20 protein-coding genes and 3 pseudogenes are annotated in these 23,012 nt (G+C 75.3%); 6 read left to right on the plus strand and 17 right to left on the minus strand.

Annotated elements, in window-relative coordinates:
* Positions 1–22: 22 nt before the first annotated feature.
* Positions 23–862, minus strand: a complete 840-nt coding sequence (locus DMP15_RS27615; protein ID WP_073577901.1) for a DUF72 domain-containing protein — start codon at positions 860–862, stop codon at positions 23–25.
* Positions 859–1,620, minus strand: coding sequence for an alpha/beta fold hydrolase (locus DMP15_RS27620; RefSeq protein ID WP_253067621.1), 762 nt, complete (start codon positions 1,618–1,620; stop codon positions 859–861). The genes DMP15_RS27615 and DMP15_RS27620 overlap by 4 nt, the downstream gene beginning before the upstream one ends.
* Before the next feature lie 135 nt (positions 1,621–1,755).
* Between DMP15_RS27620 and DMP15_RS27625 the strand changes: the two genes are divergently transcribed.
* Positions 1,756–2,586: a serine hydrolase domain-containing protein gene (locus DMP15_RS27625; RefSeq protein ID WP_073577902.1), complete on the plus strand. Its 831-nt coding sequence runs from the start codon at positions 1,756–1,758 to the stop codon at positions 2,584–2,586.
* 7 nt (positions 2,587–2,593) lie between these two features.
* Here the strand turns inward: DMP15_RS27625 and DMP15_RS27630 are convergent, their stop codons facing one another.
* The 4 genes from DMP15_RS27630 to DMP15_RS27645 are packed head-to-tail and all read right to left on the minus strand — an operon-like array spanning position 2,594 to position 5,077.
* Entirely contained in the window at positions 2,594–2,842 is a 249-nt protein-coding gene (locus DMP15_RS27630) for a hypothetical protein (protein ID WP_161152510.1), read from the minus strand.
* Complete coding sequence (locus tag DMP15_RS27635; protein WP_073577904.1) at positions 2,839–3,063, minus strand: non-oxidative hydroxyarylic acid decarboxylases subunit D; 225 nt, start codon at positions 3,061–3,063, stop codon at positions 2,839–2,841. Before DMP15_RS27635 ends, DMP15_RS27630 begins: the two co-directional genes overlap by 4 nt.
* Positions 3,063–4,496 carry a non-oxidative hydroxyarylic acid decarboxylases subunit C gene (locus DMP15_RS27640; RefSeq protein WP_073577905.1) on the minus strand — a complete coding sequence of 478 codons (1,434 nt, stop codon included), beginning with the start codon at positions 4,494–4,496 and terminating at the stop codon, positions 3,063–3,065. The genes DMP15_RS27635 and DMP15_RS27640 overlap by 1 nt, the downstream gene beginning before the upstream one ends.
* Positions 4,496–5,077: a UbiX family flavin prenyltransferase gene (locus DMP15_RS27645; RefSeq protein WP_073577906.1), complete on the minus strand. Its 582-nt coding sequence runs from the start codon at positions 5,075–5,077 to the stop codon at positions 4,496–4,498. Before DMP15_RS27645 ends, DMP15_RS27640 begins: the two co-directional genes overlap by 1 nt.
* Positions 5,078–5,136: 59 nt before the next feature.
* On the opposite strand from DMP15_RS27645, the gene DMP15_RS27650 reads away from it, so the two are divergent.
* The 4 genes from DMP15_RS27650 (at position 5,137) to DMP15_RS27665 (ending at position 11,989) form a co-directional block, all read left to right on the plus strand.
* Positions 5,137–5,592: a MarR family winged helix-turn-helix transcriptional regulator gene (locus tag DMP15_RS27650; protein ID WP_073577907.1), complete on the plus strand. Its 456-nt coding sequence runs from the start codon at positions 5,137–5,139 to the stop codon at positions 5,590–5,592.
* 279 nt (positions 5,593–5,871) lie between these two features.
* Positions 5,872–10,290, plus strand: coding sequence for an ATP-dependent RNA helicase HrpA (hrpA, locus tag DMP15_RS27655; RefSeq protein WP_083659043.1), 4,419 nt, complete (start codon positions 5,872–5,874; stop codon positions 10,288–10,290).
* A 36-nt stretch (positions 10,291–10,326) separates the two neighbouring features.
* Entirely contained in the window at positions 10,327–10,716 is a 390-nt protein-coding gene (locus tag DMP15_RS27660; protein ID WP_073577908.1) for a VOC family protein, read from the plus strand.
* 70 nt (positions 10,717–10,786) lie between these two features.
* On the plus strand, positions 10,787–11,989 hold the full coding sequence (locus tag DMP15_RS27665; protein ID WP_073577909.1) for an acyl-CoA dehydrogenase family protein: 1,203 nt from the start codon (positions 10,787–10,789) through the stop codon (positions 11,987–11,989).
* A 15-nt stretch (positions 11,990–12,004) separates the two neighbouring features.
* On the opposite strand, the gene DMP15_RS27670 is transcribed toward DMP15_RS27665, so the two are convergent.
* Positions 12,005–13,240 carry an oxygenase MpaB family protein gene (locus tag DMP15_RS27670; RefSeq protein WP_337826658.1) on the minus strand — a complete coding sequence of 412 codons (1,236 nt, stop codon included), beginning with the start codon at positions 13,238–13,240 and terminating at the stop codon, positions 12,005–12,007.
* A gap of 56 nt (positions 13,241–13,296) precedes the next feature.
* Between DMP15_RS27670 and DMP15_RS27675 the strand changes: the two genes are divergently transcribed.
* Complete coding sequence (locus DMP15_RS27675; RefSeq protein ID WP_202416194.1) at positions 13,297–13,953, plus strand: TetR/AcrR family transcriptional regulator; 657 nt, start codon at positions 13,297–13,299, stop codon at positions 13,951–13,953.
* Here the strand turns inward: DMP15_RS27675 and DMP15_RS27680 are convergent.
* The 10 genes and pseudogenes from DMP15_RS27680 to DMP15_RS27720 all read right to left on the minus strand — a co-directional run.
* On the minus strand, positions 13,899–14,333 hold the full coding sequence (locus tag DMP15_RS27680; protein WP_073577912.1) for a rhodanese-like domain-containing protein: 435 nt from the start codon (positions 14,331–14,333) through the stop codon (positions 13,899–13,901). The two genes, DMP15_RS27675 and DMP15_RS27680, sit on opposite strands and share 55 nt — an antisense overlap.
* The gene (locus tag DMP15_RS27685) at positions 14,330–14,893 is read right to left on the minus strand and encodes a cysteine dioxygenase (protein WP_337826659.1); all 564 of its coding nucleotides are present in this window, start codon (positions 14,891–14,893) and stop codon (positions 14,330–14,332) included. Before DMP15_RS27685 ends, DMP15_RS27680 begins: the two co-directional genes overlap by 4 nt.
* Before the next feature lie 214 nt (positions 14,894–15,107).
* The gene (locus tag DMP15_RS27690; RefSeq protein WP_337826660.1) at positions 15,108–18,209 is read right to left on the minus strand and encodes a SpoIIE family protein phosphatase; all 3,102 of its coding nucleotides are present in this window, start codon (positions 18,207–18,209) and stop codon (positions 15,108–15,110) included.
* Positions 18,121–18,558: a PAS domain-containing protein gene (locus tag DMP15_RS27695; RefSeq protein ID WP_443217705.1), complete on the minus strand. Its 438-nt coding sequence runs from the start codon at positions 18,556–18,558 to the stop codon at positions 18,121–18,123. Before DMP15_RS27695 ends, DMP15_RS27690 begins: the two co-directional genes overlap by 89 nt.
* A gap of 82 nt (positions 18,559–18,640) precedes the next feature.
* Positions 18,641–18,823: pseudogene (locus tag DMP15_RS30415) on the minus strand (response regulator); the annotation flags it as partial.
* Between the two features lie 316 nt (positions 18,824–19,139).
* Positions 19,140–19,424, minus strand: a pseudogene (locus DMP15_RS30420) (ATP-binding protein); the annotation flags it as partial.
* 1,362 nt (positions 19,425–20,786) lie between these two features.
* Positions 20,787–21,068, minus strand: coding sequence for a serine aminopeptidase domain-containing protein (locus DMP15_RS27705; protein WP_337826724.1), 282 nt, complete (start codon positions 21,066–21,068; stop codon positions 20,787–20,789).
* 127 nt (positions 21,069–21,195) lie between these two features.
* Positions 21,196–21,642 (minus strand): annotated as a pseudogene (locus DMP15_RS27710) (alpha/beta fold hydrolase); the annotation flags it as partial.
* Complete coding sequence (locus DMP15_RS27715) at positions 21,639–22,724, minus strand: carboxypeptidase-like regulatory domain-containing protein (RefSeq protein WP_337826662.1); 1,086 nt, start codon at positions 22,722–22,724, stop codon at positions 21,639–21,641. The pseudogene DMP15_RS27710 and the gene DMP15_RS27715, both read right to left, overlap by 4 nt.
* The coding region (locus DMP15_RS27720) for a hypothetical protein (RefSeq protein ID WP_337826663.1) at positions 22,721–23,012 on the minus strand (292 nt) is incomplete at its 5' end. The genes DMP15_RS27720 and DMP15_RS27715, both read right to left, overlap by 4 nt.

The following is a 23,012-nucleotide window of genomic DNA, read 5'->3' on the forward strand; positions in this document are numbered from 1 at the left end:
TGCCGGTAGTCGGCCGAACAGGTCAGCCGAGGCGGTCGATCAGGGCCAGCGCGTCGGTCGGTGCGTGGACCTTCGCGTCGTTGTCGAAGTAGCAGACGACGTCGTGCCCGGCGTCGCGCCAGCCGCGGACGCGCTCCGCCCAGCCGTCGAGGGCCTCGGCGGTGTAGCCGCCGCTGTAGAGCTCCCCCTGGCCGTGCAGGCGCAGGTAGACGAGGTCGGCGGTCACCTCGTCGAACACCGGCCAGGTGCCCGCGGAGTCGGACAGCACCAGCGCGACCCCGTGCTCCCGCAGCAGCGCGGTGAACGCCGGGTCCCGGAACGACGGGTGCCGCGGCTCGACCGCGTGCCGCAGCGGGCGGTCGGCGTCGGTCTCGACCAGCGCCCGGCCGTCGAGCCGCTCGTCGTGCCCGGTCGCGGCCCGGGCGGCGGCCGTGGTGCTCGCCGGCAGCAGCTCCAGGAAGCGGGCCAGCCGGTCGGCGTCGAACCGCATCCGGGGCGGCAGCTGCCACAGCACCGGGCCCAGCGCCGGCCCCAGGCCGAGCACGCCGGAAGCGAGGAAGTTCGCGACCGGCACCGCGACGTCGCGCAGCTGCTTGAGGTGCGTCACGAACCGCGGGCCCTTCACCGCGAACACGAACCCGGCCGGGACCTGCTCGGCCCAGGCCCGGTAGTTCTCCGGGCGCTGCAGGGAGTAGAACGACCCGTTGATCTCGATCGAGGTGACCTGCCGGGACAGGTACTCCAGCTCGCGGCGCTGCACCAGTCCGGGCGGGTAGAACGTGCCGCGCCACGGCCGGTAGCGCCACCCCGACGTCCCCACCAGGGCCCGTCCGGGCCGGGTGGCGGATCCGGGGCGCGTCACGTGCCGCCGACCAGCCCGCGCAGCGCGGCCGCCCCGGCGACCGGGTGCGTGACGGGCCCGTCGTGGCCGCCGGGCAGCTCGACGAGCCCGCGGCCGAGCCGGGACGCGAGTACCTCGGCGCAGCGGTGCTCCCAGCGCCCGCGCGACTCGACCCCGCCGGTCGGGACGACCCGGACCCCGCTCGCAGTGATGTCGTCGGGGTCGATGCGGACGGCCCGTACCGCGGGGACGTCGTGGCGCAGGAACCGGCGCAGTGCGGGCTCCGGGTCCCCGGACGGCGGTTCCGGCCGGTAGCCGGGCTCGACGGGGTCGTCGCCCGAGGTCAGCGCGGCCATCAGCCGCAGCGCCCCGCCGAGGTCGTCGCGTGCGGCGAGCGCCTCGACCCGGTCCAGGGCCGCCTCGCGGTCGGCATCGCGGACGAGGCCGGGCAGCGGCGGCTCGTGCGCCACCAGCGTCGTGACCAGGTCCGGGTGGCGCACCGCGAGCAGCAGGCCGATCACCGCCCCGATGCTCACCCCCACGACGGCGGACGGTCCGGTGTCGGCCAGCAGCGCGGCGGCGTCGTCGGCGTGCGCGTTCAGCCCGACCGGGTCCGGCCCGGCCGGGCTGCGACCGACGCCGCGCCGGTCGTAGGTGCGGACCCGGTGGGTGACGGCGAGCTCGTCGACGAGCATCCGGGCCGCGCCGGCCTCGGCCACGCCGCCCTGGACCAGCAGCAGCGGCGGTCCCGATCCGGCCGTCTCGTGGTGCAGTGGCACGGTGCCCTCCCTCGCGGTGCGCGGCCGGATGCGGGACCCGGCGGACGCGGTACGGGCCCGATCATCGCCCGGGCGGCTGCGGTCCCGCCCGTTTGCCAGGATGGACGGCATGCGCACCCGACCGCACCTCCCGTCGTGACCGAGCTCGCCCCGGCGGTGCGCCGGGTCCTGGACTGGCCGGTCGACCACGTGGGCGCGGCCGTCGTCGCCGCCGACGGCACCGTGCTCGCCACCGCGGGCGCCACCGACCGCGAGTTCGGGCTGGCCTCGGTGACCAAGCTGCTCTCGGCCTACGCCGCCCTGGTCGCCGTGGAGGAGGGCGCCGTCGACTGGGACGACGCGGCCGGCCCGGAGGGCGCGACCGTGCGCCACCTGATCGCGCACACCTCGGGTCTGGCGTTCGACACCGACGACGTCCGTGCCGCCCCGGGTGAGCAGCGGATCTACTCGAACACCGGGTTCGCGGTGCTCGCCGGCGCCATCGCCGAGGCGACCGGCATCGGGTTCGCCGAGTACCTGCACGAGGCCGTCTGCGCCCCGCTCGGGATGACGCACACCCGGCTGGAGGGCTCGGCGGGCGCGGGCGCGGTGTCCACCGTCGACGACCTGGCCCGCTTCGCCGCCGAGCTGCAGGCCCCGCAGCTGCTGGACCCGCGCACCGTCGCCGAGGCGACGACCGTCGCCTACCCCGGGCTCGACGGCCTGCTCCCCGGCTACGGACGGCAGAAGCCGAACGACTGGGGCCTGGGCATGGAGATCCGCGACGGCAAGTCCCCGCACTGGACCGGGGAGCACTCGTCACCGCGGACCTTCGGCCACTTCGGGCAGTCCGGCACGTTCCTGTGGGTCGACCCGGACGTGCGCGCCGCCGCCGTCGTGCTGACCGACCGCGACTTCGGGCCGTGGGCGGTCCAGGCGTGGACGCCGTGGACGGACGGGGTGCTCGCGGCGCTCGCGACCGGCTGAGGACCGGTCAGGGGCCGACCCGGTCGAAGCCCCAGGAGTGCGGCGGCCGGGCCAGCAGCTCGCCGGGCGGCTCGGGCAGCGTCGTCCCGGCCGGCACCCCGACCGCGATGACGACGACCCGCCCGCCGTCGGCGACGAACAGCTCGTGGCGCTCGGCGCCGGCCAGCGCGACGACCGCCTGCTCGCGCACGTGGGCGAGGAGCTCGTCGCGCCGGCCGTCGGCGGCGCGGGCCTCCCACATCAGCGTCGGGGTCACGTCCGGCGCTCCGGGACGGTCGGCACGTCGACCGCGGCGGCCACGTCCTGCGCGGTGACCCGGAACCGGGCCGGGTAGTGCGCGGCGTCGCGGACGGCGGGCGGCTCGGTGTCGCGCCAGACGAACCCGCACGCGCCGCAGCGGTGCACGGTCCACACCCCGGGGACCGGGGAGGTCGCGAGCACGGCGGCGCCGTCGGTGGAGCAGCGGGGGCAGGTCATCAGCGGTTCTCCTTCCGGTCGCCGGCGACGAGCCGGCCGAGTCGCTCGACCCAGGCCGCGGTGTCGTCGGGCGGCACCACGCCCTGGGAGTAGTGCCCGCGGTCGTCCGGGGCGGTCGGGGTGGTGGCGTCGATGATCAGCTTGTGGGTGATCCCGGCCGGGTCGGACCCGGGGTCCAGCGGCAGCACCGGCATGTCGGGCAGGGTCACCAGGTCGTGCGCGGGGTGCATCTTGGTCGACAACGCCCACATGACCTGGGGCAGGTCGAACGGGTCCACGGTGTCGTCGACGCAGATCACGACCTTGCAGTAGCCGAGGCCGTGCGGGGTGGTCATGGTCCGCATCCCGACGGCCTTGGCGAAGCCCCCGTAGCGGTTGCGGACCGACACGATCGCGAGCAGCCCGTGGGTGTACATGGCGTTGACCGCGCGCACCTCGGGGAACTCGGCCTGCAGCTGCTTGAGCAGCGGGACGCAGGTGTTCGGCCCGATGAGGTAGTCGCACTCGGTCCACGGCATGCCGATGTAGAGGTGCTCGAAGTAGGGCGTGGTCCGGTAGGACACCCGGTCGATGCGGATCTGCGGCATCCGGCGGCCGCCCGAGTAGTGCCCGGTGAACTCGCCGAACGGGCCCTCGAAGTGCCGCTCGCGGCCCAGGACGACGCCCTCCAGCAGGATCTCGCAGCCCCACGGGACGTCGAGCCCGGTCTCCGGACCGGTGGCGATCGGGCAGGGCGAGCCGCGCAGGGCGCCCGCCATCTCGTACTCGCTGTCGGTGTAGGCGATCGGCATGCCCGCCACCAGCGGGATCGTCGGCTCGTTGCCGAGCGCGATCGCGACCGGCAGGTCCTCGCCGCGCTCCTCGGCGCGGCGCAGCTGCAGCGCGATGTCGTGCTGCGGGACGGGCTGCAGACCCAGCGTGCGCGGCCCCTGGACCTCCATCCGGTAGATGCCCAGGTTCTGCTTGCCGAAGGACTCCGGGTCGTCGGGGTCGCGGCTGACGACGGCGGCCTTGTCGATGTAGAAGCCGCCGTCGCCGGAGTTGATGCGGAACAGCGGCAGCAGCGCGAACAGGTCGACCGCCTCCGCGGCGACGGTGTTCTCCGCGAACGGCGGGTCGGCGCGCCGCTCGACCGGCACCGGGAAGGCGTCCCAGCGACGGCCGAACTCCTCGACCTGCTCGCGCACCGGGGTCTCCGGCGGCAGCCCGAGCGCGATCGCGTGGTTGGCCCAGGAGCCGTGCGCGTTGAGCACGATGTTCGGGTCGCGGAACCCGGCGACGTCGGTGAACAGCAGCGCGGGGGCGCGGTCGCCGAGCTTCGGGGCGGCGGCACCGGCGGCGCCGAGGTCGGGCTCGGCCTTCACCTCGTCGTCGATGCGCAGGAGCTGGCCGTGCCCCTCGAGCTCGGCCAGGTAGTCGCGGAAGGTGTCCATCAGGCGCTCCTCCTCTGACGCGCGGACCCGCCGGTCCAGCGGCGGGCCCGCGGGGCGGGCAGGTCGAACTGGTCGCAGATGCGGGCGACGACGTGGTCCACGACGTCGTCCACCGCGGCCGGGTGGTTGTAGAAGGCGGGCATCGGCGGGACGATCCGCACCCCGGCGCGGCGCAGGGCCAGCATGTTCTCGAGGTGGATCTCCGACAGCGGGGTCTCCCGCGGCACGAGGACCAGCCTCCGGTCCTCCTTGATCGTGACGTCCGCGGCGCGGGCGACGAGCCCGTCGGCGATGCCGTGCCGGATCTGCGCGAGGGTCTTCATCGAGCAGGGGACGACGACCATCCCGTCCGTCCGGAACGAGCCGGAGGAGATCGACGCGGCCTGGTCCCCGAACGGGTGGGCGGTCCCGGCCAGCGCCTCGACCTCGGGCACCGTCCAGCCGGTCTCCTCGACGATCGTCGCCCGCGCCCACTTCGAGAGCACGAGGTGCGTGTCGACCTCGGCGTCGCGCAGCGCCTCCAGCAGGCGGATCCCGAGGATCGCGCCGGTCGCGCCGGTGATTCCCACGACGAGTCGCACCGGACCACCTCCCAACTAGTTCGTATACTAACTGTTTGCATACGCACTATACTCGCGGCATGACCGATCGCAACCCGGGTGCCGACGAGGCGGTCGTCCACCTGCTCCGCCGGGTCCTGCAGTCCCACACCGCGACCTGGCAGCAGCGCGTCCCGCAGCTGACCAAGCCGCAGTACGCGATGCTCGACGCACTGCGCCGCCGTCCCGGGATCGACCAGGTCACGCTCGGATCGCTCGCCGCGACCGACAAGGGCACCACCACCGAGCTGCTGCGCCGGATGGAGCGCCACGGCTGGCTGAGTCGCACCCGCTCCGAGACCGACCAGCGACGACGGCTGGTCCACCTCACCGACGAGGGGGAACGCCTGGCCGCCGGGGCCGCGACCGAGGCCCGTGCGCTGGCCGCCGAGTTCCTCGCCCCGCTCGACGAGACCGAGCGGGCCCGGTTGCGCGACCTGCTGGCCCGGCTCGCCGAGACGGGGTCCGACGCCGTTCCCGAGAGGGACGGGAACTGAGCCGGAAACCGTCGCGTGGGGCGGGAATGATCCGGGACCCCCGCCCGTTGGAACGACTGTCCGAGCCGGGCGAACCGAGTCCCCGGGCCGCAATAGATAACCGCCGCCGTGGAATTCCGTTCGGCTGGAGCCGCGGTGCGCCACTCGCCGCGAGGCGACCGGCGTCCGGTTCGGACCCCATACCGCCGATTCCCGAAACCCATTCGACGACGCCTGCGAGGCCGGTCACCATGGTCGGCGCACGCCCGGTCCCGGGCGACCAGGCAGACTGAACGAACGATGTCCAGCGAACCCGTCCCGTCCTCGACCTCCGCGCAGCCGTCGTCGCACGACCGTCCGCGCCGCCCCCGCCGCCGTTCCGGTACCCGGGGCGACCACCGGCAGCGCGGCGGGACCTCCGGCACCCCGCAGGACACCGCCACCCAGCAGGACACCGTCATCCACCAGGACCAGACTCCATCGGACCTCGCCGCAGCGCAGGCCGCCCCCGGGACGGAGGGCGCCGCGCGCGGCGTCCCGGCCCGCGAGCAGCAGCGCCGCCGCACGTCGACGCAGCGCCGCCGCGGGCCGCGGGGCCGGCGCGCTGCCGTCACGGCGCCCGGCCCCGACCAGCCCGGCCGCCGCGGCCCCGACCGCGACGGCCCGGAACAGGCGGGCTCCGCCCCGGACAGGAAGACCGACGCCGGCCGCCCGCGCCGTCGCGCCGCCGGCGACGGCCGCGACTCCGCCGAGCCGCCGCTCCCCCCGCTCGACGACGCCGAACTCACCGCCCTGCGCGAGCGCCTCGCCGCGCTCGGACCGACCGAGGCCGAGCGGCTGCGCGGCCGGCTGGACCGGGCCCGCGACGGGCGCGCCCAGCGGCGGGTCGCCGACGCCGTCGCGAAGGCCGAGCACCGCGTGGAACGCCGCCGCGCCGCGCTGCCGCGGATCTCCTACCCCGCGACACTGCCGGTCTCCGCGCGCCGCGAGGAGATCGCCGACGCGATCCGCGACAACCAGGTCGTGATCGTCGCCGGGGAGACCGGATCCGGGAAGACGACGCAGCTGCCGAAGATCTGCCTCGAGCTGGGCCGCGGTGTGCACGGGATGATCGGGCACACCCAGCCGCGGCGGCTCGCCGCGCGCACCGTCGCCACCCGGATCGCCGAGGAGCTGGGCGTCGAGCTCGGCGGGGCGGTCGGCTGGAAGGTCCGGTTCACCGACGCCGTCGGCGACTCGACCATGGTCAAGCTGATGACCGACGGCATCCTGCTGGCCGAGCTGGCCGGCGACAAGGACCTGCTGGCCTACGACACGCTGATCATCGACGAGGCGCACGAGCGCAGCCTCAACATCGACTTCATCCTCGGGTACCTGACCCGGCTGCTCCCCCGCCGTCCGGACCTGAAGGTCGTCATCACCTCGGCGACGATCGACCCGGAGCGCTTCGCCCGGCACTTCGGCACGGCCACCGAGGGCAGCGACCCGACCCCGGCCCCGATCGTCGAGGTCTCCGGGCGCACGTTCCCGGTCGAGGTGCGCTACCGCCCCGTCGTCGACCCGGACGACCCGGACGCCGATCCCGACCGGCAGCTGGACGACGCGATCGGCGACGCCGTCGTCGAGCTCCAGCGCGAGGGACCGGGCGACGTGCTGGTGTTCCTGCCCGGTGAGCGCGAGATCCGCGAGGCCACCGAGGCCCTGGAGCGGCGCAACCTGCGGAACACCGAGATCCTGCCGCTCTACGCCCGACTGTCGACGGCCGAGCAGCAGCGTGTCTGGGCGCCGCACGCGGGCAACCGGGTCGTGCTGGCCACCAACGTCGCCGAGACCTCGCTGACCGTGCCCGGCGTCCGCTACGTCGTGGACACCGGCACCGCGCGCATCTCGCGCTACTCGCGCCGCCTCAAGGTGCAGCGGCTGCCGATCGAGAAGATCTCCCAGGCCTCGGCGAACCAGCGCTCCGGTCGCTGCGGCCGCACCTCGGACGGCATCGCGATCCGGCTGTACGCCGAGGACGACTTCGACGCCCGCCCCGAGTTCACCGACCCGGAGATCCTGCGGACCAACCTGGCCTCGGTCGTGCTGCAGATGATCGCGCTGGACCTGGGGGAGATCTCGGAGTTCCCGTTCGTCGAGCCGCCGGACCGGCGCGCCGTCGCCGACGGCCTGGACCTGCTGCACGAGCTCGGCGCGCTGCGCCCGGACCGGCGCTCGCTGACCGCGGTCGGACAGTCGCTGGCGCGGCTGCCGGTGGACCCGCGGCTGGGCCGGATGCTCGTGGAGGCGCACCGCAACGGCTGTCTGCGCGAGGTGCTGGTCATCGCCGCCGCGCTGAGCGTGCAGGACCCGCGCGAGCGGCCCACCGAGCAGCGCCAGGCCGCCGACGACAAACACCGCCGCTTCGGTGAGGACGGCTCGGACTTCCTGGCCTACCTGCGGCTGTGGGACCACCTGAACGCCCGCCGCGACGAGCTGTCGGGCAGCCGGTTCCGCCGCGAGCTGCGTGAGGACTTCCTGCACTACCTGCGGGTGCGCGAGTGGTGGGACCTGCACGGCCAGCTCCGCCAGGCCGCCCGCAGCTCCGGCATGGATCTGAACGACCACGACCCCGAGTGGCCGCGGCACGCCGACCGGATCCACCAGTCCGTCCTCGCCGGTCTGCTGTCGCAGATCGGCATGCAGGACCCGCTCGCCGAGAAGGGCACCGGGAAGGGCGCCGGGAAGGAGCGGAAAGGCCCGAAGGACTACCTCGGTGCCCGCGGCGCGAAGTTCGCGATCTGGCCCGGCTCGGGCCTGGCGCGCAAGCCCCCGCGCTGGGTGATGGCCGCCGAACTCGTCGAGACGACGAGATTGTGGGCGCGGACCGTCGCACCGGTCCAGCCGGACTGGATCGAGCCCCTCGCCGGACATCTCGTCAAGAAGACATACTCGGAACCGCGCTGGTCACGTACGCGCGCGTCCGCCGTCGCGACCGAACGGGTCACCCTGCACGGGCTGCCGCTGGTGGCCGACCGCAGCGTCGCCTACGGCCGGATCGACGCCGAGGTGAGCCGCGACCTGTTCCTGCGGCACGCCCTCGTCGAGGGCGACTGGGAGACCCGGCACCCGTTCTTCCATGCCAACCGGGAGCTGCTCGACAGCGTCGAGGAGCTGGAGCACCGGGCCCGGCGCCGCGATCTGGTCGTCGACGAGGACACCCTGTTCGCCTTCTACGACGAGCGGGTCCCCGCCGACGTCGTCTCCGGAGCGCACTTCGACCGGTGGTGGAAGAAGGAGTCGAGGCAGGCCCCGGACCGGCTGACCTACACCGAGGAGATGCTCGCGACCGAGGCCGCGAAGCAGGTCGACCGCGCCCATTACCCCGACCACGTCGAGGCGGGCGGGCTGACGCTGCCGCTGTCCTACGCGTTCGAGCCCGGCCATCACGAGGACGGCGTGACCGTCGACGTGCCGGTGGCGGCACTGAACCAGGTAGACCCGACGCCGTTCACCTGGCAGGTGCCCGGGCTGCGCGAGGAGCTCGTCACCGCGCTGATCCGGACGCTGCCGCGGAACCTGCGGCGCAACTTCTCCCCCGCCCCGGACCACGCGAAGGCGGTGCTGGCCCGGCTGCGCGGCGAGACCGGCCGGCGGCCGCTGCTCGACGTCCTGGAGGACGAGCTCGGCCGGATGCGCGACGTGGAGATCCGGCGCGAGGACTGGGAGCTGGAGCGGCTGCCCGAGCACCTCACGGTGACCTTCCGGGTGCTCGACGAGTCCGGTGCCGAGCTGGCCCGCGACACCGACCTGGACAGGCTGCGCCGCGCCCTCGCCCCGAAGGTGCGGGAGGAGCTGGCCGCCGCGGGCAGCGACGTCGAGGCGACCGGGCTGACGTCGTGGACGATCGGCGAGCTCCCCCGCGAGCTGCCGATCCGGCGTGGCGCGCACACGGTCACCGGCTACCCGGGCCTGCGCGACCGCGGCACGAGCGCCGACGTCCGGGTGTACGCGACGGCGCCCGAGCGCGACCCCGCCCACCACCGCGGGGCCCGGCGGCTCCTGCTCCTCAACACCACCCACCCGGGGAAGCAGGTGCAGCGCGGCCTGGACAACCGGGCGCGGCTGGCCCTGTCGCGCAACCCGCACGGCTCGCTCGACGCCCTGCTCGACGACTGCACCACCGCCGCGGCCGATCACCTGATGGCCCGGGGCGGCGGCGACCCGTTCGACGGGGCGCAGTACGCACGACTCGCGGAGCTGCTGCGGATGCGGCTGCCGTCGACGACGTTGCAGGTCCTCGACGCCGTACGCGGCGTGCTGGAGGTCTGGCACCGGGTCGGTGCGGCGCTGGCGGACCTGCGCGGTCCCGCCACCCGCGACGGCGTCGCCGACGTGACGGCGGTCGTGGGCCGGCTGACCGCGCCGGGCTTCGTCACCGCCGCCGGGGCGACCCGGCTCGGCGACGTGAAGCGCTACCTGCAGGGCTGCGAGCTGCGGCTGGAGAAGCTGCGCGCCGACCCCGCCCGCGACGCCCGGTGGACCGCCGAGATCGCGCCGGTCGAGGCGGAGTACCGCGGGCTGCTGGCCGCCCTGCCCGAGCACACGCCGCCGTCGCCCGCGCTGCGCGAGATCGGGTGGATGCTCGAGGAGCTGCGCATCTCGCTGTACGCGCACCCGATGAAGACCCGCCATCCGGTGTCGGTGCAGCGGATCGAGCGGGCGATCGACGCGCTCTGAGGCGTGACCGTCGGGGGTCGCAGGCACACTGCCGCCATGACCGATGCACCCGTTGCCAGGTTCGCACTGTTCGCGCTCGACTGCCCGGACCCGCTGGAGCTCGCCCGGTTCTACTCGGCGATCACCGGCTGGCCGGTCCAGGGGCCGACCGACACCGACCCCGACTGGGTCGAGCTCGACCCGGGCGGCGCGGGCGCGACCCTGGCGTTCCAGCAGATCTCCGAGGGAGAGTTCACCCCGCCGGAGTGGCCCGGGCAGGTGCGGCCGCAGCGCGGGCACGTCGACTTCGACGTGCCCGACCTGGACGCCGGGGAGGCCGCGGTGCTGGCGCTCGGCGCCACCCGGCACGAGGTCCAGCCCGCGCCGGACAGCTTCCGGGTCTTCCTCGACCCGATCGGGCACCCGTTCTGCCTGGTGCGGGCCTGAGTTCCGCCCGGCGGAACCCCGGTGATTCTGTGAGGATCAGGTCTCCGTCGACGGCGAGGGGCCCGCGATCATGACCGCACCGACCACTCCGTACACCGAGCTGGGCGAGGCTCTGGGCACCGACTTCTTCTCGGTGCGCGACCAGTTCACCGACGAGCAGTGGCAGCGCTTCGCCGACACCCGCACGTTCGTCGACGCCGAGGTCCTCCCCGGCATCAACGACTACTGGGAGCGCGCCGAGCTGCCCTGGCACCTGTTCCGGCGCCTCCCCGAGCTCGGGATCGTCGGCGAGGACATCCGGGGCTACGGGGCGGCCGGGATGAGCCCGCTCGCGCTCGGCCTCGTGCACATGGAGCTGCACCGCGGGGACGGCTCGCTCGGCACGTTCCTCGGGGTGCACGCGGGCCTGGCGATGAAGGCGATCGCGATGTGCGGCTCGGAGGAGCAGAAGCAACGCTGGCTGCCGTCGATGTCCACCATGGACAAGTTGGGCGCGTTCGCGCTGACCGAGCCGATGCACGGTTCGGACTCGGTCGCGCTGGAGACCACCGCGACCCGCGACGGGGACCACTGGGTGCTGCGCGGGTCGAAGCGCTGGATCGGTAACGGCAGCGTCGCGGACCTGGTGGTCGTGTGGGCGCGCGACACCGACTCCGGCGAGGTGCTCGGGTTCGTCGTCGAGACCCCGGCGGAGGGCTACGAGGCCACCGTCATCCCGGGCAAGGTGTCGCTGCGGGCACTCTGGCAGGCCGACATCGAGCTGGACGGGGTCCGGGTGCCGGAGGAGAACCGGCTGACCGAGGCGCGGACGTTCGCCGACTGCGCCGCGGTGCTGGCCACCACCCGGGGCACCTGCGCCTGGATGGCACTGGGCCACGCGACCGCCGGCTACGACGCCGCCCTGCGCTACGCGCTGGAGCGCGAGCAGTTCGGCAAGCCGCTGGCGAGCTTCCAGATCGTGCAGCAGCGGCTCGTCGCGATGCTCGCCGACCTGACCGGCATGCAGCTCTACTGCATGCAGTCCGCCCGGCTCGCCGAGGTGGGCAAGCTGTCGCCGACCGTCGCGGGGCTGGCGAAGATGCACAACACCCGGACCGCCCGCAAGATCCTCTCCGAGGCGCGGGACCTGCTCGGCGGCAACGGGATCCTGCTGGAGCACCACGTCGTGCGGCACTGGGCCGACATCGAGGCCATCCACACCTTCGAGGGCACCGAGACGATCCAGACCCTCATCGTGGGCCGGGACGTGACCGGGATCAGCGCGTTCACCTGATCCCGGCGGGCGGGGTCAGGCTGCCAGGTCGCGGGGGCCGGGCGTCTCCCGGCCGAAGCGACGGGCCAGGTCGGCCTCGACGCGGCGGTCCGAGCGGCGCTCCAGCCACCGCCGCCCCCGTGCGGTCCGCGCGACGAGCAGCGACTCGACCAGGTTGCGCAGCACCTGCGACGGCCACATCCACGCCGCGGTCACCGGCAGGTCCAGGTCGCGCAGGCCCTCGGCGCGCAGGAACACCCGCAGCAGCGACAGCAGCCGTCGTCGCTCCCAGGCGCCGCGGAACCGGTCGGCGGGGCCACCGGTCCGCTCGCTGCGCAGCCCCTCGACGAGCGCGCCCGCGAGCAGCGGGCCTGCCGGGGTGACGTCGCCCTGGGCCAGCACGACGTGGTGGTTGAACGCGTTCTGGGCGCGCTCGGTGTCGAACAGCCAGTCGTCGTCGACCCCCATCAGCCACCCGACGTAGCGCCACAGGTGCATGATCGCGTCGCCGTCGGCGCGCGGGACGTGGCGTCCGAGCAGGCGGCAGCCGAGGATCGCGGTGCTGTTGAACAGCCCGAGCGTGGCCGCGGCGTCGGCCTGGTTGATCGGCAGCCCGTGGCCGGCGACGTCGTAGCGGTCGCCCCGCTCGAACCGCTCAGCGACGAGGGCGTGCATGGCGCGCACGTGCAGCGTCGCCGCCCAGCCCGCACCACCGGGCACCATCCCGCCGGGACGGCTCACGGCGAACGCCCACGCCTGGGTCTCGCCGAGGCGGCGCATCGCGCCGGCGCCGGTGAGCCCACCGGTGCGGACGAGCAGCTCGGTGGGGCCGCCGTAGCGGTAGCCGCCGATCAGCGAGAGTCCCAGCAGCACGTCGTCGCGGCTGCGGCCGAGCCTGCGGTAGGCGCGGGCGCCGCGCTCGAGCAGGTCCCGGTCCAGCCAGTCCGGGTCCGGGGTGACCGCGGCGAGGAAGTCCCGCAGCGCGGGCGGGGCGTCGGCCGGCGCGGCGCCCGCGGCCAGCGCGGTGTGCAACGCCCGCATGGTCACACGGCCGGTCCCGGCGCGGCCGGCCTCGTCGCGGTCGCGTCCCATCGCGCGGGCCAGCGCGGCGCCGGTCTCGTCGCGGGTGAGCATCCGGCGGCCGATCTCGGCGAGCAGCGCGGGATCGTGGTCGCGGACCCCGGCGACCAGGCCGAGCGGACGGGCGATGCGCGCCGCACGCTCGGGCGCACTGCGGAAGCGTCGCGGGGCGACGGGCGGCTCTGCCAGCATGGACCGATGCTGACACGAGCGAATGCTCGCCTTCAACGCGCGTTCCGGGGCGCCCGGTGAGCGGGCGCGGGGCCCGGCGGCGCGAGCCGCGCCAGGAGCGGTCCCGGGCGATGGTGGAGCGGATCGTCGCGGCGGGCCGGGACGTGCTGGTCACCCGTGGATACGACGGCGCGTCGACGAACCGGATCGCGGCCGCCGCCGGGGTGTCGCCCGGGTCGCTCTACCAGTACTTCCCGGACAAGGACGCGGTGCTGACCGAGGTGCTGGACCGCTACCTCGACGCGATGGAGGCTCGCGTCTCGCGCGCGTTCCTCGACTCGGTCGCCGCGGCCGGGCCGGGGGCGGGCACCGCTCCGGCGGTGCGCGCGACCCTGGAGGCGCTGCTCGACACCTTCGGCGAGGAGCCGGACCTGCTACGGGTGATCGTCGAGCAGCTGCCGCGCTCCCCCGGCGGGCGCCGGGCCGCGTTCGCCGGCCGGATCGACGACCTGGTCACCACGGTGCTGCTCACCCGCGGCGCCGGGGACACCGACGCGGCGCGGGCCGCGGCGTGGACGGTCGTGCGGACCGTCGAGCACCTGACCACCGGGTTCGTGCTGGAGCGGCCCGGGTTCGCGCGGGCGGTCGTCGTCGACGAGCTGACCGCGCTGGTCGCGGGCTACCTCGACGCGCGCCTGTCCGGCGGACGGGTGGCGTCGGACGGGCCGTCCTGACCGGCCTCGACCGGGAGCCCGGCCGCGGCCCAGGCGCGGAAGCCGCCGTCGAGGTCGGTGGCCCGGTGCAGCCCGATGTCCTGCAGCGACGCGGCGGCCAGGCTGGAGCTGTAGCCCTCCGAGCAGAACAGCACCCAGGCGACGTCGTGGTCGACGGCCTCGGGGACCCGGGCGTCGGAGGTCGGGTCGAGGCGCCACTCCAGGTGGTTGCGCTCGATCACCAGCGCGCCCGGGATCTGCCCCTCCTCGCGGCGCTGCCACCCCGGCCGGGTGTCGACCAGGTGCGCCCCGGCGGCGGTGAGCTCCGCGGCACGCCGCGGGCCGGGCCGGTCGAGCCGGGCGCGGGCGGCGGCGAGCAGATCGGCGACGGTGCGGCTCATCCGACACCCCGGCCGGGTTCGACGAGCTCGGTGCGGGTGCGGCGCAGCCGCTGGTGGCCGGTGGTGCCCGCGACGTCCTCGACGTCGTAGTAGGACATCGCCGACAGCGGCGGGGAGTAGGCGTGCACGCTCACCGCGGGGTCGTCGGCGGTGTTGGCGACGTCGTGCACGTGGCCCAGCGGGAAGCCGGCGCCGCGGCCGTGACGCAGTGTACGGGTGCGCAGCCCGGACGGCCCGCTCCAGCGGCGCTCGGTCAGCGAGCCCGACACCACGGTGAGGGCACCGAGGGAGCCCGCGTGGTCGTGCAGATCCGCGATCTGCTCGGTGGACCAGCTGATCAGCCAGACGTCGACGAAGCCGTCGCTGCGCAGCAGCCGGTACCAGCGGCGCTCCCGGTCGACGACGACCTCGTGCCGTCCGGAGCGCACCTCGGCGGCGGTCTCACGGGTCAGCTCCTGCAGGTCCGCGAGGCCGTACGGGGTGGGCGCGGTGACGGGTCGTGCGTGCGGGACGCGCAGGCGGGCGGGGCGGGACGCGGGCGGGGAGGCAGGCGCGGACACGGTGGTGCTCCAGGGGACGATCGGGCGAGCGTGGTCGGGGGACTCAGCTCGGGCGACAGCCCTGGTCGAAGTGGTCGGCGCGACGGGTACCCCACAGGGGTCCGAGGGTCGCTGCCTGACTCATGCCGGAGATGGCAACACAGCGGTGGGCACGGTTTCAACCCGCCGTCCGGCCCGCGGGAGGACCCCGCGCGTGTCCGGACAGGTCGGCGGGTCAGGCACCGTCGTCGTCGGACATGCCGATGACGGTGTCGAGCCCCGACAGCACCAGCGAGCGGCGGGCCTGGCTGCCCGCGGGTGCGACGAGGGTGAGCGCCGCGCCGTTGGTCCGCATCCGGCGCGCGACCTCCGACAGCAGGGCCATCCCGGCGCTGCTGACGAACGCCTCCCCCGGCAGGTTCAGGGTGATCGGCAGCCCGCGGTCGACGTGCTCCATCAGCGGGGCCCGGATCGCCGAGACCCCACCGAGGTCGAGGTCGCCGACGATCCCGATCCGCACACCGTGCGCGTCCGGGACGGCACGCAGCCGGGCCCGGACGGTGCCGTCGTCGCCGTCACCGGACGGGGTGTCGATCCGGTCGCGGTCCGGTTCGGGTTCCCCGGCGACGAACTCCACCGGCGGTCCCGCGCCCGGGGTGCCCACCTCGACCGGGATCGCGGGCAGCAGGAACCGCACGGTGGTGCCGGAGTCCGACGGATCGATGTGCACGTCCCCGGCGAGCTCGCGGATGAGCGCGATGCCGCGGCCGCGGTAGCCGGGGTCGGGCGGCGGGGGCCGCCAGCGTCCGCCGTCGGTGACGCGCACCGCGACCGAGCCGTCCGCGGTCAGCGCCAGGTCGAGGTCGACCCCGGCGCGCCCGTCGGTGTCCTCGGGCAGGTAGGCGTGCTCGATGGAGTTGGTGGCGGCCTCGCCGACGGTCAGCTGCAGGTCGCTGACCGCGTCCGGGCCCATCCCGCACTGCGCGGCCCAGGCGGCCACCGCGCGACGCAGCGGGGCGAGCCGTTTCGGGTCGGCCTCGATCGCGATCCGCAGCGGCGGCGGCATGAGCCGCGCGACGACGACGACCGTGTCGTCGGGGATGACCGTCCCCTCGGACATGCGGTGCAGCAGCGTGTCCGCCATGTCGCGGGGCTGGGCGGCGGACAGCTCGTCGAACGCGGCGGACAGCCGGGCCAGGCCGTCGTCGATGACCTCGTTGCGGCGTTCGAACAGGCCGTCCGAGCAGAGCAGGATCGTCTCGCCGGGCTCCATCCGGTCCACGGCCTCGGGGAACGGGGGCCGCCCGGAGATCCCCAGCGGCACGCCGCGGCCCTCGGACAGGGTCCGCACCCCCTCCGGGCCCGCGACCAGCGGCGGCGGGTGGCCGGCGCTGGCGTAGCGCATCTCGCCGGTGCCGGTGTCGATCGTCGCGATGGCCACGGTACTGGCCATCGCGCCGCGCACCCGCAGCGCGTACTGGTCGAGCTGCTCCAGCGCCCGCGCCGGGGGCTGGCCGTTGACCAGGTTCGACGCGACCGCGGACCGCAGCTGACCCATCACCGCGGCCGCCGCCGGGCCGCGGCCGACGACGTCGCCGACGACGAGTGCCACCAGGTCGTCGCCGAGGTCCAGGACGTCGAACCAGTCCCCCCCGGCCTCGGTGCCCTGGGTGCCGGGGCGGTAGCGGGTGGCCAGCGACAGCCGTTCGATGTCGGGCAGGCGCTGGGGCAGCAGGCTGCGCTGCAGGGTGACCGCGACCTCGTGCTCGGCCTGGTGCAGCTGGGCGCGGACGATCGCCTGCGCGCACTGGTTGGCCAGGGTCAGCACGAAGCTGCGCTGCTCGGGGGTGAACACCGGTTCGGTCTCGAAACGCAGCCCGATGACGCCGATCGGGCGGGCCGCGACCATCAGCGGTACCGCGGTATGGACCGGGTAGCGCAGCACCTCGCCGTCGGCGGGCCCGCCGGCGTTCCAGATCGGCTCGCCACTGCTCACCGCGCGGCTCAGCGGGTGCGCGCGGCCGGGGGTGCGCATCGGCGGGCCGTCGGCGGGCCAGCCGGTCTCGCGGAGCAGCGAGAGCGCGCCGCCCTCGTCGACGACGAGCACCGCGACCGCGTCGGCCCCGACCGAGATCCGGCCGTGCTCGACGACGACCTCGGCGACCGACTCCAGGTCGGTGGCCCGGGCCAGCCCGGTCGCGACCGCGCCGAGGCGTTCGGCCAGCCGGCGGGCTTCGGTCTCGGCTTCCAGCATCGAAGCCCGGTCCAGCGCCTGTGCGGCGAGCTCGGCGACGGCGACGGCCGCCTCCTTGTCCGCGTCGGACAGTCGTCGCTCGGTCAGCATGGCGACGGCGAGGACCCCCAGCGAGCGCCCGCCGGCGACGAGCGGCAGGTAGCCGATGGTCTGGGCGTGGTCCGGTTCGATGCCGATGGCCGCGGGGTAGCGCGTCGCCCACTCGTGCGCGGTGGTGAACCACATCGGCTCGTGCCCGGACAGCACCTCGGTGAACGCCAGCGGCGCGTCGACCCGGATCCGCGCGGCGCGCTGCCACATGTCGCGGTCCCACCCGTGGCCGGTGAGCGCCTGCAGCCACTCCCCGCGGATCTCCCAGAGCCCGGCGTGGTCGGCGTCGAGCAGGTCGACGATGTGGTCCGCGGCGATCGCGGCGACCTCGCCGGGGGTCGCCGCGGCCGACATCTTGGCGGTGGCGCGGTGCAGCAGGCCCAGGCGCTGGGCCGAGGCTCGTTCCTGCTCCAGCAGGCGGGCGTTGTCGACGGCCAGCCCGGCCCGGCGCCCGATCTCGGACAGGAGGTCCAGGTCGTCGTCGGTGTAGGGGTCGCCCGACTCGGTGCGGACGACGGTCAGCACGGCGCTGGTGCGTCCGCGGGCGGGCAGCGGCACGACCATCGCCGAGGTCATGCGCAGCCGGGTCCAGGCCCGGCGCTGGGTGGGCGCGAGCCGGCTCAGGACCTCGTCGAGGTGGGCGGCGTCGAGGATCTCGGGGCGGCCGTCGTCGTCGGCGGGGACCAGCGGGGCGAGCCGCCACAGCGAGGGCTCCAGCGCCGAGCGCTCCGCGGAGACGGCGAGGGTGCCGATGCCGGTGACCGCGTCGGCGTCGTGGACGACGGCGATGTCGGCGAGCCGGTCCTCGACGACGGCGCGGACGAGCTGGTCGGTGCGCCCGGTGCGGGTGATCTCCCGTTCCAGGGACTCGGCGACCTCGGAGTAGATACGGTGCCTGCGCTGCTCACGGTGCTGGACGTCGATGTCGAGGCATCCGCCGACGTAGCCCGCGGAGCGTTCGCCGTCGCGGACGGGGGCGCCGCGGTCGAGCACCCAGCGGTAGCGGGCCCGCCCGGTCCAGCAGCCGGTACTCGACCTCGAACGGCGCGTGCGCGCGGGCGGCGGCGGAGGTCACCGAGCGGTAGCGCTCGCGGTCGTCGGGGTGGATGCGGCGGCGCCAGTCGTGGCCCAGCTCCTGCGCCGCGTCCTCGACGCCGGTGAAGTCCAGCCAGCCCCGGTTGACGAACAACCGGTGCCCGCCCGGGTCGTCGACCCAGATCAGCGCCGGGGTGGAGTCGGCCATGGCCCGGAACTGCAGCTCGGCGGCCCGGCGGACACGGCCGAGCTGCAGGTGGTTCGCGACCCGGGCGAGCAGCTCGCGGGCGGAGAACGGGCGGACCAGGTAGTCGTCGGCGCCGGCGGCGAAAGCCCTCGACGGCGGCCTCCTCCCCGGCCCGCGACGACAGCAGCACGACCGGCACCCCGACCGTGCGGGGGTCCGACCGCAGCGCCCGCAGGAGCTCGATGCCGCCGTTGCCGGGCAGCGCCGCGTCGACGACGACCAGGTCCGGCGGGTCGGTGCGGGCGGACTCCAGTGCGGCCGCACCATCCGCGACGACCCGGACGGTCCAGCGTTCGACGAGCAGGTCGCGCAGGTAGCCGCGCATCTCGCGGTCGTCGTCGACGACGAGCACCCGGTCGCGGTGGTCGACCTCCAGCCCGTCGACGACCGACCCGTCCACCGAGCGGCCGCGGGCGAGGACCGGTGGGGCGCCCGCGGGCTCGGGGGCGTCGGGCAGCCAGCGCAGCGCCTCCGCCACGTAGGGCGCGGCGAGCTGCGGGGCGGTGCGGGACCCGACCCGGGCCCGGACGAGGCGTTCGGGGGGCAGGTGGCGAAGCCCAGCGGGCAGCCGCACGGTGAACGTGCTGCCCGCGCCGGGCTCGCTGGTCACCCCCGATGGTGCCGCCGTGCAGACGGACCAGCTGGCGGATCAGCGGCAGGCCGAGGCCGCTGCCGTCGCCGCTGCGGCCGTGCCGCCGGGAGGGACGGTGGAAGCGGTCGAACACCGCGTCGAGCTCGCCGTCGACGATGCCGGCGCCGGTGTCGGAGACCCGCAGCACGACCTGCTCGCCGTCCTGGGCGAGGTCGACCGGCGGATCGTGCCCTCGCGGGTGTACTTGACCGCGTTGCTGAGCAGGTTGAGGACGACCCTTCTCCCAGGCGTCGCGGTCCACCCAGACCGGCCGGGCCTGCGGAGGGCAGGACACCGACAGCTCCAGCCCGGCCCGGGCGACGACGGGTGCGAACGCCTCGACCAGGGCGGGTGGTGGTCTTCCCGATCTCGGTCGGGGCGAACAGGCCGTCGTGCTTGCCGGTCTGCCAGCGCGGAGACGTCCAGCAGCCCGTCGACGAGCTTGAGCATCCGCTGCGCGTTGCGCTGCGCGAGCTCCACCTGGGCGCGGACGGCGGCGTCGTCGTGGTCGCGCAGCCGCTCCAGCGGTCCGAGGACGAGGTCAGCGGGTCGCGGAACTCGTCGCCGAGGCCGGCGTAGTACTCGGCGCGGGCCTGCTCGATCAGCCCGGCGTCGTCGCGCCGGTCGCGCTCGCGGTCGCGGGCGAGCGCGGCGGTCAGCAGGCCGCCGACGGTGCCCGCGATCAGCCGCAGGAACGAGCGGTGGTCCTCGTCGAGCGGCAGCAACGGCGGCGCCCCGATGACGACGGCGATGCCGGCCGACCCGTCGGGGGTGCGCACCGTCGCCCGGACGACGTCGGTGACCGGGACGCCGTCATCGCCGTGGACCGCGACCGGGTCGACGGCGAGGAACTCGACGTCGGTGGCGTGGTCGGGGTCGAGGTCGTCGCGGAGCCAGCCCGCGGGCGGCGCGTCGATGCGGACGGTGGCCAGCGGGCCGGGGTCGGCGCCGACCGTCGTCACCACGGCGCAGCCGACGTCGTCGGGCAGGTCGGTCAGGACCGTGGTGAGCCGTTCGACCGCGATGTCCAGCGTCGGTGCGTCCCGGGCCACCTCGCCGAGCGCGGCCAGGAGCGCCATCCGCCGGCCTCCGACGACCTGCGGGGTGGTCTCGGCCGTGAAGACGATCAGGCCGAGTACGCCGCCGTCGGGACCGCGGACCGGGGTGGCGGAGTAGGTCCACCATGTGACCTCCGGGGTGTCCCAGCGCCACAGCACGATCCGGTGGTCGCTGCGGTAGATGCCCTCGCGGTCCCCGGAGAGCAGCTCGTGGAGACGGCTCCCGAGATGCGCGGTGATCTCCGGCCAGCCCTCCCTCAGGGGCATGCCGAAGGACCCGGGGTGGCGCAGCCCGCAGTGCCCGGCGAACTCGTCGTTGTAGAACAGGACGAGCTCGGGTCCCCACCACGCGACGAGCGGCTGGCGGCTCTCCAGGATGAACCGGATGGTGTCCTCGAGCTCGCGGTCCCAGGTGTCGCGCACGCCGAGCGGGGTCGCCGACCAGTCGATCGTCGCCAGCAGGTCGCGGACGGGGACGTACTCGTCCTCCGTCCGCCGGTCGATCCGCTCCACCGTGCGAGCCACCCCTGTTCCGCCGTACCGGCCCCAGGATCGCACCACCGGGCGGGTCCGGCGCGGTGAGGCGGGGATCGGTCGGGTCAGGTCACCGGGCGGGCCGCGTCGCGGTGCCGGTCGAGCCAGTCGCGCAGGTCCGCGAGCGGGGTCGCCCGGCCCGGTTCGTGATAGATCTCGTGCCAGAAGCCGTCGTACCAGAGCACGGTGGTGTCGGCGGACCCGGAGCGCTCGTCGAGCAACCGGGTGCCCGCCGGGTCGGTCAGCCGGTCCGCGGTCCCGTGCTGCACGAGCAGCGGGACCCGCAGCTCGGCGGCCCGGACGGGCAGCTCGGCCATCTGCCGGTAGATCTCCGCGCCGAGGGCCAGGGTGGGCGGCCGTGGTGCACGAGCGGGTCGGCGTCGTAGTCGGCGACGACAGCCGGGTCCGAGCTGATCGCGGAGGTGTCGATCCCGACGGGCGGACCGTGGGCAGGACCTTCGCGACGACCGACAGCAGCGGCACGAGCGCGGCCGGGACGGCGTCGGAGGCCAGTGCGGGCGCGGACAGGACGAGCCCGTCGAGGCGGTTCTGGTGGCGCAGCGCGTAGGCGAGCGCGATCTGGCCGCCGAGGCTGTGCCCGAGCAGGAACACCGGGACGCCGGGGTGGCGGGCGATCGTCTCGCGGCGGAACGTCTCGAAGTCGGTGAGCAGGTCGTCGTAGCGGCGGACGTGCACCCGGGTGCCGCCGGAGCGGCCGTGGCCGCGGTGGTCGAGGCCGTACACGGCCCAGCCGTCCGGGACCAGCGTGTCGACGACGGCGTCGTAGCGGCCGGAGTGCTCACCGATGCCGTGGCTGACCAGCAGGACGCCGCTCGGGTCGCCCCGGGGAGGCGGCCCTGCCAGAAAGCTCGACACCGCGACGCCGGGGAGCCGGCCGTGGACCTCCGTGGTGCCGGTCACGAGCCCGCCAGGTCCCGCCGCTCGTCGGCGCCGGGGACGAGGTCGACCTCCACGCCCGGGCCGTCGCCCGCGGCCAGCAGGTGGCGACCGGGGTCGAGGTCGGCGAGGCGGTAGGTCCCGTCCGCCGCGGCGGTCGTCGAGGCGACCGGTTCGCCGTCCTGCGAGAGCACGACGCCGGTGCCCGCGGGCGCCGAGCCGTGGACGGCGGCGGCAGCGGCCAGGCGCAGGGTGGTGTCGGCGGCGTCGTCGCCGACGGTGCAGGTGGCGACGCCGGGCAGGTATCCGTCGGCGCGGGCGACGACGACGAACGCCCCGGCGCCCGGCGCCGTGACGTGCGCCGTGCCGTCGGCGTCGGTGGTGGCGGAGCCCATCGGCCCGCCGGAGCGGTCGCGCAGCGCGACCTCGACGCCGGGCAGCGGGGCGTCGGTGGCGTCGACGACGCGGACCTCGATCTCCTGTGGTGCCGTGTCGGGCACGATCGCCGACGGCGCGGGCCCGGTCCGGAGCACGGACAGGGAGACGTCCTCGGCGCGGTCGGGGCGGGTGGCGGTGGTCGGGCCGGCGTGCACGGGTGTCTCCTCGGCCTCCGGCGCGGTGGTGGCCCTCCGGGGTGGTGGGGTCCGGGACGTCGTCCGTCGTGGCCTCGTCCGACGTGGCGTCGTCGGTCGTCTCGGCTCCGGCCGCACCCCGGTCGGGGCCTCGCGCTCGCCGGTGTCCGGCACGGAGGCGTCGGTGTGCCCGGCCGGACCACGGACGTCGACGGCGTCGACCGCACCGGCGGTGCGGTCGGTGGTCACCGTGCCGCCGGAGCCCGTCGGAGAACCGGCGTCCCCGGTCCTGCCGGACCCGACGGTGTCCTCGGGAGAAGCGGTGTCCTCGGGGGAAGCGGTGTCCTCGTGGGGCCCGCTGTCGCTCCCGGACGTCCCGCGCAGCGGCGGGGCGAGGTGCCGCGGTCCGCTCCCGGGATGCGCCGACCGCAGGACCCGCGGGGCGGGACGGGGCGGCGGCTCGGGGTTGTCACCGGTCTCGCGGGCGGCTCGGGCGCCGGTGGCGGCGAGCCCGATCGACGGGATCCGGCTCACCGGCGGGGTGTCGCCGGCCGTCTCGGGGGGCCGGCCTGCTCGGGGACGCGGCCCGCCCAGGTGTGCGGGGTCGAGATGCGGTCCCGGGCCTCGCGGAACTCCCGCTCGGTGTCCGGGTCGGCCGGGGCGCGGACCGACGTGCGCTCCGACGGCAGCGCCGTGACCCGCCGGACCAGGTCCGGGTCGAAGGGCGCGCGGGAGTGGGTCGTGGCGGCGGGCGGGGCCTCGTCGACCGACTCGTCCGCCTCCTCCCGGCGGAGGCGGTGTCCCCGGCGGAGGCGGTGTCCC

The organism is Pseudonocardia sp. UM4_GMWB1, assembly GCF_017312155.1.
Taxonomy (GTDB): domain Bacteria; phylum Actinomycetota; class Actinomycetes; order Mycobacteriales; family Pseudonocardiaceae; genus Pseudonocardia; species Pseudonocardia alni.

Bases quoted from the DNA above. Each gene is read 5' to 3' on its own strand.
- DMP15_RS27635 (WP_073577904.1), bottom strand. From the start codon at position 3,063: ATGACCTGCCCCCGCTGCTCCACCGACGGCGCCGCCGTGCTCGCGACC.
- DMP15_RS27640 (WP_073577905.1), bottom strand. From the start codon at position 4,496: ATGGACACCTTCCGCGACTACCTGGCCGAGCTCGAGGGGCACGGCCAG.
- DMP15_RS27650 (WP_073577907.1), top strand. From the start codon at position 5,137: ATGACCGATCGCAACCCGGGTGCCGACGAGGCGGTCGTCCACCTGCTC.
- hrpA (WP_083659043.1), top strand. From the start codon at position 5,872: ATGTCCAGCGAACCCGTCCCGTCCTCGACCTCCGCGCAGCCGTCGTCG.
- DMP15_RS27660 (WP_073577908.1), top strand. From the start codon at position 10,327: ATGACCGATGCACCCGTTGCCAGGTTCGCACTGTTCGCGCTCGACTGC.
- DMP15_RS27665 (WP_073577909.1), top strand. From the start codon at position 10,787: ATGACCGCACCGACCACTCCGTACACCGAGCTGGGCGAGGCTCTGGGC.
- DMP15_RS27670 (WP_337826658.1), bottom strand. From the start codon at position 13,240: ATGCTGGCAGAGCCGCCCGTCGCCCCGCGACGCTTCCGCAGTGCGCCC.
- DMP15_RS27680 (WP_073577912.1), bottom strand. From the start codon at position 14,333: ATGAGCCGCACCGTCGCCGATCTGCTCGCCGCCGCCCGCGCCCGGCTC.